Raw genomic sequence first — 16,797 nt, 5'->3', positions numbered from 1 at the left:
TGATTATTTACTTTTTCTTACCTCAGCAGTATTAGGATAAGGTACGATCTCCAATGCGTGTAAAAGTGCTCCGTTTTCTGTCTGCCTCAGCCCAAAAGTGAGTACATTTTTCTTCGCACCAAAATTCAGCCAACATTCCGGAAGAAAAAATTCACGTTGAGGTCCTGTCTCCCAATGCCGTCCGATATTGTGTCCATTGAGCCACATATAACCGTTGCCCGAAGCATTAACTTTAGCCATCCAGGGCACCCATTGATTTTTAGGCAGTTTGTCCAGATTGAATTCAACACGATACCAGGTAACTAGACCGTCCTGTTTACCTTTAGGCTGTACCTGATTTCCCTTGCGTGGAATTTCATTCTTTGTTTCCAGAGAAACTGTAGCCCAGCTTGTATCATCAAAATCGGGTAAGTTCCAGCCTTGCTGCACACCGGCAAGATCTGTCGAAAACTCCCATTCCAAAGGATGCGTAAGCGCTGTTTCACTTAAGGAGAGTCCCGCTTGACGAATTCCTGCCAACTCTTCCATCGGTACATAACCATGTGCGTGCCCCAGGTTTTCATAAGCCACAACAATCTCATTTTCTCCAGCTTTCAATAGGCCGGCAACATCAAACCGGTTGTCGTATTCGTCCGCGCGAATACGCTCAAAGGCGTTGCGCGTTGTCCAGCTTTGCGCGTCGGCACGGTCTGGAAAAAGCCGCTTGGCAGGCTTTCCATTAACGAGTACCGATACAATATCCCGGGTAAACATATTGAACAGTAAATAATGTTCGCGTTCAGCTTGTTTCGCCGTCAGAACCACATGGCTGCGATAGCTACTATATCTAAAATCGTTGATGTCCATATCGGAAAGACTGACCAACTGTGGCATCGTGTTCCAATCGGCCTGCCCGATAGCGTCCTCAGCCTTACGGGCTGTACTGACACGAACTCCCGCCGGTATTTTGGAAGGTCGTTCAATAGCAGCAGCCTTCTTGGGCCACCAATCGCCCTTATTTGCCGATTGCCCTTTTGCCACAACCAATATTTTTGATTCCAAACCTGCAAGATCATAATCTACTTCAATTTTCTCCATTTGCTGAACCTGATTGACCAGCTGATCATCGGTTTTGATCAGTACTTTCTCGCCATTTTGATTGACATTATAGATCGGATCTTTCACAAGATTGACGCTGTTTGGCAATAGGGTTACTTTTCCCTTGATTGCTTGTTTAGGGTCCGTATTGTGCAGGAATATAAACTTTGTACCATCACTGGCCACTCTCACTCCTCCAAATAATGATTTTGGAGCACCTTGCAGTTCACAGGGTCCTCCTTCCGTGCGGACGAGTTTGGATTCAAATTTTTGGATGAATGCACCTATTTCTTTAGCAGCAAGGTATTTAGGGCCAATGGCTCCGCTTTCATGAATCGCTGCATTATAGTCATAACTTGTAGTCATACCACGTGCTCCCCAGCCATCTAAATGCGTCCCACCGAAAAACATGTAGTAATTGATTCCTGTTCCACCTCCTAACATGGTCATTAAACCAATAGCCTTGAAATGTCGATCGTCGGAATAATGCTCTTCACTCAATCTCCCCGTGACCAGCGAAAACCATCCACCTTGTAGTTCAGTCACAAACCCCGGAGCATCAGGTTGCTTTTTGCGTAGATCCATCATGCGATAAGCGCAGCTTGGCGCATCCGATGGGCCGCTTACATAGTAATTATCACAATCGAAAACCTGCGATAATTCAGGATCTTTGCTCCCTCTTGTTTCACTGGTCAAGCAGGTGAAAACCGGAATATCCATCCCACTTTTATGCACCGATTCATTGAGGGCCTTCAGCACTTTATCCTTTCCGGGACTCCAATGTGCATCATATTCATTTTCAATCTGGATCATGATAATCCCTTTTTTACCCTTTTCCTTACGTGTGATCTGCTCGGGGACCAGCTCTTTGCATACTGCATTAAACCAATGCTGCGACCATGCAATATGCTGTTCGTCATTGCCTCGCAACCAAAAACCTTCCAGATTGTTTGGACGGTATTTGGCCAACCATCTTGGGTAACCACCGCCAGAAAATTCAGCACAAATAAAAGGACCAGGACGAACAATAGTATAAAAACCAAACTCTTCCTGCGCCATTTTTAACCATCTTTTGAGGTCGGAAAAATCAAATTTGGATTGATCTTGCATATCCCTTGGAATATGACGTTCATGCCAATTCCAGGGCACATAAGTTTCTACCGTATTGAAACCTGCTTCCTTTATTTTTTGAAAACGATCACGCCACAATTCCTCTGGACAACGGAAGTAATGGAAGGCAGCACTATAAACATAAACATCCTTCCCCTCGATAGTCATACAGGAGCCGTCATAACGAATTCGTTCAGGATGGGTAAATTTCTTTATCGGCCTCGCCTTATCTCTATCTTGGGCAAGTACGATCGAAGTATAAAAAATAATGCAGCAGAAAAGTATATGACCTGTAAATAAAACCCCATACTTCCTCCTAAAAACTAACTTGAATATATTCATCTCTAATATAATACGTCTCTTTTAATGCTCATATGGAAAAGCCACATGAGTTTATTCTTAATTCCATTAGCATCGCATGGTTTGAACAGCGCTATTTTCTTTTTAAAGCACATCACTACCAAATATTCAATGGCTTATAAACGATTTAGAATTAATGGCTTCTTACCACCTAGTTTTACTTTTTTAATATGATCCTTGTACCGCAATTTGACTGTTGTATCCTCATCTGCAGTTAAGGTGACTGAAATTAAATTTCCCTGACTCCACTTCAGGTCAACGGTTAGTCCTTGACGGGCACGCAAACCTCTAATTTCACCATCGGACCAAATTAGCGGTAAAGCAGGCAATATATGCACCTCTTTATTATGGCTTTGGATCAACATCTCAGCAATTCCCGCGGTACCACCAAAATTTCCGTCAATCTGAAACGGTGGATGTGTATTGAATAAGTTGTTCAATGTTGTTTTGGCAAGCAATGCTTGCACATTTTTACCCGCTTCTTCGCTATCGAACAATCGTGCATAAAAATTAATCATCCAAGCCCTGCTCCATCCTGTATAAGAGCCATTGCGGTTATTTTCGTTTTCATTATAGAACCGACGGCGGGCAATCGTTTTTCGCGCGGCTTCAAACAGTTCCTTTTTATCCGAAGTAATCGACTTCCCCGGATAAAGCCCAAAAAGATGCGAGATATGACGGTGCCCCGGTTCGACCTCTTCGTAATCTTCAATCCACTCCTGTATTGTCTGATACCGTGGGCTAATTCGGATTGGGGGTAATTTAGCTAACACATGTTTCAGTTTTTTAGCAAAATCCGTTTCCTCTCCAACCATTGTGCCTGCTGTTAGACAAGCCTCAAATAATTCACGAATAATCTCGATATCCATGGTTGCACCGTAAGTCAATTGAAATTCTTTTCCATCGGCCATTCGATACCTGTTCTCAGGAGAATTGGATGGAGCAGTAACAAGGTAGCCCTTATGATCTTCCACGAGATAACCCAAAATAAATTCAGCAGCTTCTCTCATGGAGGGATAAGCTTCCTGTTTCAGGTAACGCTTATCGTTGGTAAATAAATAATGATCCCATTGATGAAGTACCAGCCATGCTGCGGCAATAGGAAATGTTCCCCAGCCGACACCATCTGCAATTGCTGTACGTCCAAATGGGTCCGTTAGGTGGTTCATCGTCCAGCCCGAGGAGTTGTAGGTTTTGCGGGCTGTTACTCGACCTGGTTCACGCAAAGCTGTTATCAAATTTGAGAATGGGACAACCGTCTCCGGGAGGTTACAGACTTCGGCCGGCCAATAGTTCATTTGGATGTTGATATTCGTATGAAAATCGGAACTCCAGGCGGCATTCATGTCCTTGTTCCAGATCCCTTGTAAATTGGCGGGAAGTACTCCTGGACTACGCGAAGAACCCATCAACAAATAGCGTCCATACTGAAAATAAAGACTGATCAAAGAAAGATCCTGGCCGCCTTCTTTTACTTTTTTCAGACGTTGGTCAGTTGGTAAATCCGAAGGCTGTCCCATATTGAAGACCAAACGGTCAAAAAGTTGACGATGATCGGCAATATGCCTGGAAAGAATCTGTTCATAATGCTGTTTTTGAGCCTGATCCAATAGTGCCCGACAGCGAGCCAACGGATCAATACGATGATCAAAGTTCAATTTTGACACATCATAATCTGTGGCTGCCGTAAAGTAAAAAAGGACTTCATCCGCATCTTTGACAAAAAAAGAATTTGCATTGGTTATCATGCTTCCGCCTCTGTGACTCCCCTGGACTAGTCCTGCAAATTTCATATGTGCACCTATCTCACCACCATCTTCCATTGGTAGATCCACCACCTGTCCCTGAATTTTCAGCTCATGGTCAGATAAGGGCGTCGCAACCGCATCCTGTTCACGTGAATAGGAGAACCGAAAGGTTAGCTTTCCGGGCTTATCTGCCGATAGACGAATCACAATCATATTGTCGGGTGCCGAGGCAAATACTTCCCTTGTATATTTTACGCCATTGATACGATAGCTCGTTGTTGCTAATCCGGTCTGTAAATCAAGATCACGACGATAGTCTATGACCTGTTCCCGCCAGAAGCCTTCTGTTCCAAAATCGATGCGAAAATTCCCGAACGATTGATAGGATCGTATACGCAGGGGATTGCTCTTGAGCTCCTTTTCGGAAAGCGCTGCAGCCTTTTCGATCTCTCCGGCAACAAGTAAGCGTTGAATTTCAGGTATCTTACTAGCGGCATCCGCATTGGCATCCACCTTGGTTCCACCCCATAGGCTTTCTTCATTGACCTGAATATTCTCCTTATTCCAGTCGCCATATACCATAGCTCCCAATCGTCCATTACCAACAGGAAGGGCTTCTTCCCAAACTTTCGCCGGTTCACGGTACCATAAAACGTGATCCTGATGCTGGGCTTTCAATTGCATCCCAAAGAGTACCATTAGACAGCCCAATAAATATACTTTCATTTACAAATCTATTATTAGTGTTTATGCTCCGCTACACAAATGTGCCTTCACCCCGTTTATTTGAATCATCATCATTCAGGTTTTTTAAGCCTAAATTCTGCTTAAAATTGATAGTAAGCACTTTAACAAAGTTTTACATCTTTTGATCGATGTAAAACTTTGCTTTAAAAATTAATTGTATCCAGGTGTTTGTGTCAGGTTCTTATTGAGATCAATCTGCTGCTGGCTAATTGGCAAATATCGATTGAATGGTTGAAATTGTCTCGTCTCCACTGAGATAGGTTCTCCAATCTGTGTTAATCGCTTGTCCTCATTGGGTTCGTTTGCGTTAACAACTCCCATCCAACTACCCTCGGCCTTGCCGTTCAGTACATTTTTAGCAAGATCCCAACGGATAATATCGGCTCTTCTCAATCCTTCAAAAGCAAGCTCTACGCGACGTTCACGACGTACCAATTCTCTTAATTTTTCTTTTGAAGCATATTTGATACGATTAACTTTAGGCATACCTGCACGCTCACGAACCATATCTAAACTTTGGTACATTTCCTCATCTAGCCTACCCAATTCGATCTTAGCTTCCGCAATGGTCAATAAAACCTCCGCATATCTGCTCACAATTAAATTCATACTTGTATTCCAAGGATCATCATATTGTGAAATCGGAGCCGTGTACTTTTTGAAAGAAAACCCTGTTTTAGATGCATTATTAGCACCATTAAAATAATCAGGATTGCTGACTTCTTTTCCATCCTCATTGATATTTTTTGCCAGCGGGTCAAAGACACGTCCATTCCAGTCCTGTCCTGGATAGAGAATAGACATCTTCAAACGTGGATCTCTATTGAGAAACGGGTATCTGGTATCGTATTCACCGGTTAATTTTGCTTCTTCGACCGTACTACCATCTTTCATCTCATAGGCATCGACCAAAGCCTTGATAGGCACAATCGATGACCAGCCTCCGTCGCCATTCGGGAACAAAGCTGCGATAAGCCAGTTCTCTAGATCATTTGCTTTATACTGAACATCAAGGATAACTTCTTTATTGTTCACATTAGCCAATTGAAAGGTTCCATCATATGTTGGAAACAATTGATATACATTAGATGCTTTGATCGCTGTAGCATCAGCCAAAGCAGCCTCATAGTTCCCCAGATAAAGATTAAAACGCATACGGATGGCCAAAGCGGCTCCTTTCGTAATATGCCCAACTTCGGCAGAACTATATTTTTCGGGAAGGACCGCAGCAACGGCTTTCAATTCCTCTAGAATAAATTTTTCTACATCCGCCTTTGGCGTACGTGTCAATCGTGCCTCTTCAATAGTCGCAAATGTTTTTGTTGTAAGTGGCACATCTCCATAATTGTTTATCAACAAGAAATATCGGTAAGCCCGGAGGAAACGGACTTCAGCCTTGTAACGCTCCTTTAAGTTTGTATCCTTAAAATTGACCGCATCAATATGTTCCAAAAAATCATTGCAACGATTGATCGTTGTGTAATCATACAATTCGGAACCAGGATCTGCAGAGCTCATACCGCCATTTCCGATCACTTGCCATCCCTCGTGCTTGTGGAAACTATAAGCGTTGTCAGATGCACAATCGCGATATAAAATTTCTTCTGATTCCCAACCCCGATAACAGCCTACTAAAGCAAGTTTGGCATCGGCTTCTGTTTTCCAAAATGTCTCCGGTGTCAATGCATCGCCGGGAAATTTGTCCAGGAAATCCGAGCATGACTGTAAACTAGCTGTCGCCAGCATAATTAATAAATATATCTTTTTCATTTGTATAACGCTCTAAACTAAAATGTAATATTCAATCCGACAGTATTTACCTTAACCTGAGGATAATAAGAACCAGAGCCAGCAGGCATTTCCGGATCGTAACCTTTCAAGAATTTGGTTATCGTCAATAAATTCTGTCCACTATAAAATAATTTGACCTTTGACGCTCCAATTCGGTGTGCCCAAACATCAGGAAAAGTATAACCAACTTGAAGATTTTTCAAACGTATATATTGTGCATTTTGTACCCAGTAATCCGAAACAATTCGATTTGGGCTACTTATTCCATTATTATTCTGAATACGCGGTACTGTGCTTGTTGGATTGTCTGGTGTCCAACGATTGAGCCAAAAACGTAATGGGCTTCCTGTATCACCGCTGAATTCGCCTATCCCCGACGATTCGACATAACCGTACACGCCCGATGCACCTTGGAAAAATGCCTGAATATCAAAACCACGGTATGCTGCACTGAGGTTTAATCCAAAAGTATATTTTGGGTCAGTAGACCCTAATATTGTACGGTCATCAGCGGTTACATTCTTATCTCCATTGCGATCAACGTAGCGCAGATCACCGGGCAATACTTTATTGCTTGCCATTTTATACTGTGCCCAGCTTTGGATATCTTCTGTACTTTGAAACAGTCCCGCTGTCTGATAACCATAGAATGAATTGATTGGCGCTCCAACTTGCTTGATTTTCCAACTTCCGTCCAAAAGGTAGGGATCCCCACCGAGATCAAGAATACGGTTTTTGTTGTAAGAAAAATTCGCTGTTGCACTAAAATCAACTGCACCTAAACGTTTTCGGTAGGTCGCAATAGCCTCGAAACCTTTATTTTGCATACGGCCTACATTATCAACATATCCACTTAGCCCATATGTCGCTGGAGCTAAAACCTCCATGAGGATATCCGTTGTTAAACGGTCATAATAATCAAAGGTAAGTGTTAGATTATTTCCGATACCAAGATCCAATCCGAGATCCCATGTACGCGTCTTTTCCCAAGTGATGCTGCGTTTATTGGCTTTTTTTAGTGTCGCTCCCGGATAAATCACGTTATTAAACGGATAGGCGTAATCTTTGCCTAAACCAATTACAGGTATTGAAGGATAGTATTCTAAAGCGCTCTGGTTCCCCAGACGCCCCCAAGATCCCCTAATTTTAATATTGCTAAAAGTCGATTTTGCAAATTCCATAAAGGATTCCTCTGAAAGTCGCCAACCTGCTGAAAAGGATGGAAATGTACCCCAACGATAACCTTCGGAAAAACGGCTCGAAGCATCGCGGCGAACATTCGCTTCGAAAAGATAAATACCTTTATAATCATAATTAATACGGCCAAAATAAGAAAGCATATTCAGATGTTTCGTATCACCTTTATTGGTTTGTCCATTTGTATCGCCGGCATCGATATCTGTGAGGTCGTTATTTGGAAAATTCTGCCGATACATCTCTCCATATTTGTAATCATATTGCTCGGCATGATAACCTGCCAATGCACCGATGTGATGATTCGCAAATGTACGGTCAAAATTTAAGGTAATGTCAGCGGTATACATGGTCGATATCGTTGTCTTCTCGAAGAGCTTATTTGGTCCCTGATATTTCGTGGGATTATACCAAATGTCTTTTCTAAATTCATGCGAATCATCCGTTGACGGCCTATAAGATCCCTGTGCTTTCAGAGACAGACCATCGATAAATTTATATTGTACACTACCAATCGCATTAAAGCGGCGTTGTACCTCATCGGTAGTTGCGCCCTGCTCCATCCATGCAATTGGATTTCCGTCACTGATTGTACCGTAATTGCCATTTGCATCTTTATAAGGAATCCATGGGGCCATCTGATTGGCTAGACGAAAGTATTGCCCCATACCACCAACATAGGGATTGGTAGGCTCTTGAAGTTTCCGATTCGATAGGTACATTGACAAACCGATATCCAGATTTTTTATTGGAGTCATATCCAAATTTGTACGAGCATTAAATTGCTTTTTTGAAGTCAACTTAATAATACCATCCTGACCCTGATAGCCTACGCTTCCCATATAACGCACTTTCTCGGCACCACCAGAAATATTGAGATTATGCTGGTGCTGGAAACCCGATCCCTTCAAAAGTAAATCATGCCAATTTGTATTTGGATATTTATAAGGGTCGCTTCCATCTTTAAAAGCCTTGATATCCTCTGCCGTAAAACGCTCCTTCTTTCCATCTAGTCGCAGGCCTTCATTGTACAACTCTGCATATTCCCACGAGTTCAGGCGTTCCGCCATATTCGTCGCATTTTGTTTTCCGAAGAAATTGCTATAGTTTATCGTGGTTTTTCCTTCTTTTCCTCTTTTTGTCGTAACAAGGATTACACCATTCGCTGCCTTAGAACCATAGATGGATGCCGAAGCAGCGTCTTTCAGTACAGATATCGATTCGACATCATTGGGATCGACATTTTCCATCGACGATTCTATTCCATCGACTAATACCATCGGATTGGAATTATTCAAAGTCCCAACCCCACGAACGCGAATTGTACCATTATCTTTTCCCGGTTGACCACTTCCCTGCGTGATTGTCATTCCCGGGACCAAACCTTGAAGTCCCGCAGACAGGGAACTAATAGGTCTATTTTCCAATTGTTTTGGAGAAATTGTCGCTACAGCACCTGTTAAGTTTACTTTCCGCTGTGTTCCATAGCCAACGACAACAACCTCCTGTAGATCCCCTATTTTTTCCGATAAGGTTACTTGATATACATTGCGATTGTCTATGGTAGTTACGTATTGGCCATAACCGATCAAATCAAACTGAATTTGATCTCCCTCCCTGGCTTGGATTTCAAATTCCCCTTTTTCATCCGTTGCTGTTGCCGTACCATTAACGACTTTTACCGTAACACCCGACAGTTTATTTCCTTTATTATCAGAAACCGTCCCCTTGACTATACGTTTCTGAATTTTGATAGCTTCATTGTCAGGCTTTAACACAGAACGATTTAGCCTTTCAACAATAATTCTATTATCGCGAATCATATAAGTTAATCCATTCTCCACCAACACTTTGTCAAGTGCTTGTTTTAATGAAACGTTCTCCAGTTTTAGTGAAATCTTATTTGCACTTACTTTAAGGTCTTCTTCTAAATACAAAAAGTGATAACCTGATTGTTTACTAATTTTAGCAAAGACTTCCTTCAATGAGGCCGTCTTTGTCGTAAGGCTAACCCGTTGTCCAAAAACATTGGCATTTACCTGACTGCTCATTAACAGCATGGTAAGCACGGTGACCTTAGTCTTATTGAGATACTTTAAAGCACAGTCATACCGATTGAAATATGTCCTATATTTTTTATTCATTTGATTTAGTTATTAATAATAATTAATTGGTTTTTAAAACTTTAAAATCGTCACAGTCCGTATAATAAAGGGAATATTCACGCTTGAATTCTACATCATCTGATCGATTTATGAAATAAGGAATTGTATTAGTTTATAATCTGCACCTCCTTTCCATTTATTTTAAACTCTATCCCACTGAGGAGCGTCAAATCTTTCAAAAAATCTACCAATTGGACATTTTTAGGAAATGTTCCGCCTATTTTTTTATTCTTGATCGGTACTTTCGCAACCACAGATATATTATACCAACGGGATACAGCCTTCATAACATCCACAAGATCCATGTTATCAAACACGAAATATCCTTCTTTCCATGACAGTAGCTTATTGGGATCAAATGATTGATAGGTTAATTTTTTGCTTTTGGTATCGGCGACAACCTCAACGCCCGGAGCCAATTTGTGTTCCTTCTGATCCACACAGAAAGTTACGATCCCTTCGATCAGCGAGGTCTTAACGACCTGATCTCCTTCGAAAGCATGTACATTGAATTTGGTTCCCGTGACTTTAACCTCCGTTCCTCCGACAAGTACAAGAAATGGATGCCTCTTGTCTGAAGCAACTTCAAAGTAACCTTCCCCATCGAGCACCACCTTTCTTGTTATCTGTTTATCCAGTGTCGTAGGAAATTTTAAGGTAGATCCGGCATTCAGCCAGACCACCGTTCCATCCTCTAGGATTAACTTAAACTGTTTTTGAGATGGAACTTTCAGGGTTATATTATTTTCTAAAGCAAGAGGATTTATGCTTTCTAATCCCAAATTATTCTTCAAATGCACAAAAGAGGCCGTATCCTGTAACTGTAATTGTTTTCCATTCGGTAAAATCATTAGGACTTTATCGCTCGTATAGGTTCTTGCTTGGGCAACGGGATAAAACGGACCATCTGCGTTCGGAGTTAAATAAAGATAAAGGAAGATAAAGAAACAGATCAACGTCGCCGCTATCGCTACAGCAATTCGGATATTAATCCATCTAATTTTTGCCTTTGCAGCACTATCTGCTTCAATCCCCGCTTTGATCCGTTCCTTCATAGAATCCCTGTGGGCACCATCTTTCCAGTCCCAAGGTTCGCCCGGAGGATGTTTTAGAATTAAGTGTTCTAGTTTTTTTGTTTCTCTTACAGACAGACGTCCTGCCGCATAGTCCGATAGAACTTTTTTAAGTTGTTCGTCTTTATTCATGATCTCTTCTGTCAGATTTTTTAGGTCTATATAGAAAAGAGCCTTGAACTTGCTTTAGGTAGTAGGGTAAAAATTAAAAAAGTAGATCTGTCAATAAAACAGCCAAAAGAAGAGGCTGGTATTCTTTGTCCACCTTGAGACGAATAAGCTTCAACGCATTACTAATCTGCTTTTTAACCGTTTTGTCAGATATATTTAATTTTTTTGCGATCTCCAGATGGGACATTTCAAAATGACGGCTGAGAATAAAAATTTCTTTCATTTTATTGGGCAGCTTTTCGATTTCTTTCTCAATCAGATCATCCAATTCTTTAAATACAACCCATTCTTCAATGAAGGAAGACGTTTCTTTATATTGACTGACATAAAACTCACGATAAGTATCGCTTACAAGTTTTCTTCTAAGTTTTTTAAAAGCCAAATTCCTTCCCATGATAAAAAGAAAAGATTTGACCGATTTGATTTCGGGAATCTTTTCTTTCATTTCAAGAAGATCCAAAAATGTCTGTTGCACTACGTCAGCAGCTTCATCCTCATCCAGGAGAATGCGCATGATTTGTTTGAAAAGGCTTTCCCAGTAATCGTTATAGAGTGCTGAGATGTCCAGTTCAACAGTTTCTTTGGCATTATCGGGAATGGTAGATATACGCATGCTGCGAATGAAATTTGTCGGTTATGTCACAATCTTAGCAAACTAAACGATCATTTCAAAATCAATTTTCATATTGGCCACTTAGAATCCTTCCCTCACCTACACCTTATTTTCATTCAAGCCTCTACTTTTTAACTAAATTCAATGTTTCCCCTTTCATACGCGTATTATATCGCACAATAACTTCGGGTTTTTCATCGCTATTTGTGTCACAAGAAAATGCTACTGCCGAGCCACCTTTTGGTAAAACCGCCGTTCCCTCTACAGATAAAACAGCTATTAAACGATAATTTTTATCCGTCAATATTGCATTTCCCTTATGATCTAATAAGATGTATTGATCCTTTTTCAGTTTACCAAGGATTTTGACAATTCCCTTATCCGTTTTAAAAGAGGGATTTTCAATGGTACCATCTCCTTCAATTTTCATACGTAAGGCAAAAGTGCTTTCTTCTGGCGACTCCCATGACCAATCTGCTCCCCCCGGTTGTCCCGGCTGCATCGAAGATAGGTCACAATGGTATTTTTTAGAGACAAATAATGGATATAACATAAATTTCGTCTCGTCAATCTTCTCCAAATGCCATTCGGTCTTTGGATCCTTCAACCTGAGTTTTTGTTCAGCCGTAAAAACATCGGCAAGCCGCAATTGATCCCAATTCTTCATGCTTTCTAATAACAGGTCTATCTGTCCATGTTGTTGCAAAGTCTTCATATCAATACTCATGGCGTATCCTGAGTCAAAACCTGCAGATTCGGAGAGCGCCCATTCGAGATCCTCGAGGGAAGTTGCCTCAAATTTACGATCCGCTAAACGTACCAAAAACCAACCCAGCATTCGCGGAAACAGATTCCGCTGAAAGTAATCCTGATTCTTGATTCGATTTTCCACCTGCCCTGCGCGCATTTCTTCTCCCCATGGCTCCCCCCAGTTCATTCGCGTATGAATATGCCATAGGTAATGATCGAGACGACTGGCATCGTTGATCAGATCAGCCTTGTTATCAAGTCCTCTATAAAAATCAGAAACAAATTTCCCCGTTGCATAGTAGTCCTGCCCCGTATACATACAACCTTCAAGACCATCAAACGAAATCTGTTTAATACCCGTTTTATTGAAAATAGCGGCTAATCGTTTAGCGTATTCATCTTGAAGCGTCAAATCAGGGAATAAAGTCTTATAGGGATAGTCCCACAATTTATAAACGACTTTTTCCACCCCATGACTTGCCTTATGGGTACCGAAAGCACCACGTACACAGTTGGTCAATACCCATTTTTCGCCTTTCTTCTCGGCCTTACCATATGTAATCAGCTCGTCTTCTATCTGAAGTGTATTGAGTGTCAAGGGCAGCGAAAATAACTCGGTATTCTCCACGATAATCTGCTGTTGGTTCTCGTCCAATGCAGCCGTAAGCTTTAATTCGCCTTGTTTAAGCAGATGCTTACTTGGGACTGGAGTCACATAAGGATCGTTTGTTGTCGTAAAATTTGACAAAGTATGGATACCGATATTGATGCCCTGTTGCCCGGCCCTATCCACCAGCTTTTTCATACCTGCGTCAGCCTCGGCACTTAATTCTTTGCGCCATTCAAAATGCCCCCAGTTCACGAAGGGATCGGGATGGTAGAGATTTTTAAATCCCGCACGTTTTGTTTTTTCCAATGCAAAATCCAGATTGTCAGCTGAGAAATTGGTGATCAGGTATGAACGCATGGCATTACGTGATACCTTAGCCCATTCACCGGCAATCATTGGATGAGGTAAACCCTGCTCAACTTCTACTCTTCCTATACGCGTTAAGATCTGGCTTCTTTTATCTCCGAAAAGCGCCACTTTGGCCCCTGCGATCAACCCATCGGCACCTTCGACAGGCAAAGTTACCATATGATTTAGGCCTTTGACATTTTGCACTTCTTTGGTATTTCGGATCTTGGCCGACAGCTGAAACACTGCTCCGTTCCCCGCATCCACAGCAGCAAAATGACCAAAAGAAATACTAGCTACCGAAAGATTACTATTCTGCCCTTGATAGTTGAATGCTTTACTATATGCTCCTATATAATCCTCCGGTATACCCGCAACAGTCTTTACATGCAGCGCCTGCATACCAAATGCGAGATCCTCTCCCTGCGCGACACCCACCACTTCACCCACTACCTCATGAAGTTTGATCTTAACCGGTCCAAACACCAACAACTTATAGGCAGGAGACAACTTGAGGACTTCATATGTTATGGCCTCCTTTTGTTGGCCCACCTTCAATTCCACAGCTTGTCCATCTTCCATCGTGAGGGAAAAACGATCACCATTAACCTTTAGCGCTTTCGGTTGTATAATTTTTTGGTCCTTATAAACTGATACGATTGGATATCGGCCCGATTCCAACAGCTCTTTGCCATCTACTTTGATCGAGGTATAAAAGCCTTGTTGATCAAAGCGCACTTGTGTTAAACTCGTTTTTAGATCCTGTGCCCATGTAGCGTTTCCAAATCCCGAAATCAATAGGCCAACTATACAGGCAATAGTTTTCATTGGGTATAATTTGATTGTATTTAAATTTCTATTCATTCATTTAATTTCCATTGGATGCATACTATCCTTTTACTTGACCTTCCTATGGAATCAACTCAACATCGAACCGATAGGTAACTGTCCCACCAAACCACATGCTAAAGTTTGTTCCCCAAACATTGTTATATAGACAAAAATGCAGGCCTTCACGTAAATCAGGTTGATCTGTGGAATAATTCAACAAATCCCGTTTGCCGATTGCTACCAGCAGCGCATCTTTGCTACGGATGCGAATTTTACCTGCGTTTGTTACAATATCCACATAGTGATCCAAGCCATGCAGCTGTCGATTACCACCTTCAACCACATCCAACACCCGAACGGGCTGCCCCAGCTTCTCAACAAGTATGTCCACAACCTGCTCCGGATAGAAACTTAACCAATAGGCTTCCGGAAGACGATTGGCCGGTTTGTCCACCAAGGTATAACTTAACTGAATATGATTCGTTTTTTCATTAACGTGATAAGTGCTATGGACATGTTTGGGCAGTACTGCCTGTTCAATCTTCCCTAGAGCAGTTAAGTCTAGTTGGCTATGGATTTCATTTTTGCTTTTAATATATTTAGACTTTTCAAGAGAGGCCACTAGCGTACGGCTTTCGGACATTTCGGGTGTTAAACCCGGTTTTCCAAAATCCCGAATTGCCCAGTCCACTTTTTGAGTGATATAGGAATCCCTAAAACGTTCAAAATCCTCAGTCGAAAAGCTTTGATAACTAAGTTCTCCCATTTTCATTCGAAAACCCTTTTTATTCAGCTGGAATGTCCCATCTTTACCAAGTTGTTGCGCAGCATCCACCCCTTCAAAATTAGGTTTAGGAATCGATGCCAATTGTTGTAAAACGTTCTCGGCCTCAGTACGCAGGTCTTTAGGCAGAAACTGTAACGATTCATTTATATGGGCTTCTTTTTCCGCCCATGACGCTTCTATTTTTTTAAATTCAGGTAAATTTAGGGCCTGATTGAAATCAGCAAAGCGATAAGTATCCCAATGTTGGAGGTGAGTTTTCACGTCCAGTCCCCAGGTATGTTCTGCCACCAGACCAAGATTAATGGCAAATCGAATAGCAGCATCGCTATTGGGATTGATACGTCCATCCTTAACCCAGGTTTCGTAACATCTAGACAACGCTCTAAAACGAGCCATCATCAAGGGTGAACTTCCAAAGCCATGAATCCATGTATCGCCAATTTCCTGTGTCATCAAAGGAAGTTTGTCCCTCATTGGACGCAATACATTAGCAACATCACTCAGCGTAGAAGCATGTAATGTAGCATTTGGATAACGCTTCTGAATCGATGCATAAATTTCCTTAACTTGTTGTACCGTATGTGGCCCATGATTATCTCCAGTAAAGGCAATGACCATGGCAGTCTTTCCGTCGGGCAGGATCATATCGCTACCATAATCTTTTTGGTACATTAATGTCACTTCACTGCCATCGGGACTCTTCCAACGACATAGTGCAGGGACATTAGGAACTTTACTTGCAGGGTTCACACCGATCTGTAGAAAGTCAATGCCATTATCCTTCAGTAAAGGAACAATGCCTCTTGTATGACCAGGGACATCAGTCATCTTCGCAGCCTTGGTTTGTTTACCAAACTGACGGTCCAATTTTCGTGACAGCTGCAACATTGTTCCAAAAAGAGCTTTGTTTAAGGATTCCGATTCAACAGTGTAAGGGATTGCATTCCACACAATATCTCCACGGCGGATTGCAGCTTCCAATTTCATCTTATTTTCTGGACTCGCCCGCTCCAGATAGGTGGCGATCAACCAAGAGCCCGTTGTCCAGACATAACGCTCTTTGGCTCCTGAATTTCGAAGCTCCTCAGCAACTGCGATGGCCTTTGGAATAAATTCGTGGATATAACGTTGTTCCACAACGGAACTAAGTTCGGTAAATCCAATATCCAGGTGCGTTTTAAAGATCAGGTGTACCTTTTGGACAGCATCATTTTGCAGCTGCCCAAAAGCAAAAAAAGAAGTCAGCACCAAGAGACAGGAACAATAAAATTTTCTATGTTTCATGGATAATAGTAGGTTTCTCTTATGTCAAATTATCGATTATTTTACTATGAAGACGATTGAACGCAGTGTATCCCTAAAAAGAAAATTAGAATAATAAAAAATACAACTTTTTCTATTGCAAATTATAGCTTCCCTAGG

8 protein-coding genes are annotated in these 16,797 nt (G+C 41.7%); all 8 read right to left on the bottom strand.

The annotated features are described in order from the left end of the window. Window positions 1-3 precede the first annotated feature (3 nt). The 8 genes from ACK8HY_RS02155 to ACK8HY_RS02120 all read right to left on the bottom strand — a co-directional run bounded on the left by ACK8HY_RS02155 (window position 4) and on the right by ACK8HY_RS02120 (window position 16,659). Window positions 4-2,529, bottom strand: a complete 2,526-nt coding sequence (locus tag ACK8HY_RS02155; RefSeq protein WP_416132620.1) for a beta-galactosidase — start codon at window positions 2,527-2,529, stop codon at window positions 4-6. Between the two features lie 134 nt (window positions 2,530-2,663). Next, window positions 2,664-5,021 carry a glycosyl hydrolase family 95 catalytic domain-containing protein gene (locus ACK8HY_RS02150; protein ID WP_416132619.1) on the bottom strand — a complete coding sequence of 786 codons (2,358 nt, stop codon included), beginning with the start codon at window positions 5,019-5,021 and terminating at the stop codon, window positions 2,664-2,666. A 171-nt stretch (window positions 5,022-5,192) separates the two neighbouring features. Then, complete coding sequence (locus ACK8HY_RS02145) at window positions 5,193-6,812, bottom strand: RagB/SusD family nutrient uptake outer membrane protein (protein ID WP_416132618.1); 1,620 nt, start codon at window positions 6,810-6,812, stop codon at window positions 5,193-5,195. A gap of 17 nt (window positions 6,813-6,829) precedes the next feature. Next, window positions 6,830-10,171 (bottom strand): TonB-dependent receptor, encoded by a 3,342-nt coding sequence (locus tag ACK8HY_RS02140; protein WP_416132617.1) that lies wholly within the window; start codon window positions 10,169-10,171, stop codon window positions 6,830-6,832. 128 nt (window positions 10,172-10,299) lie between these two features. Beyond that, window positions 10,300-11,397, bottom strand: a complete 1,098-nt coding sequence (locus ACK8HY_RS02135; RefSeq protein WP_416132616.1) for a FecR family protein — start codon at window positions 11,395-11,397, stop codon at window positions 10,300-10,302. Window positions 11,398-11,470: 73 nt separating this feature from the next. Then, window positions 11,471-12,049: a sigma-70 family RNA polymerase sigma factor gene (locus tag ACK8HY_RS02130; protein WP_416132615.1), complete on the bottom strand. Its 579-nt coding sequence runs from the start codon at window positions 12,047-12,049 to the stop codon at window positions 11,471-11,473. A gap of 124 nt (window positions 12,050-12,173) precedes the next feature. Continuing rightward, window positions 12,174-14,621 carry a hypothetical protein gene (locus ACK8HY_RS02125; RefSeq protein ID WP_416132614.1) on the bottom strand — a complete coding sequence of 816 codons (2,448 nt, stop codon included), beginning with the start codon at window positions 14,619-14,621 and terminating at the stop codon, window positions 12,174-12,176. A gap of 46 nt (window positions 14,622-14,667) precedes the next feature. Then, a complete protein-coding gene (locus ACK8HY_RS02120) occupies window positions 14,668-16,659 on the bottom strand; it encodes a DUF5054 domain-containing protein (protein ID WP_416132613.1) in 1,992 nt (663 codons plus the stop codon). Window positions 16,660-16,797: the final 138 nt, after the last annotated feature.

The sequence above is a fragment of the Sphingobacterium sp. NGMCC 1.201703 genome, assembly GCF_047784615.1.
Classification (GTDB): domain Bacteria; phylum Bacteroidota; class Bacteroidia; order Sphingobacteriales; family Sphingobacteriaceae; genus Sphingobacterium.
This window is presented reverse-complemented; position numbering and strand designations above follow the sequence as displayed.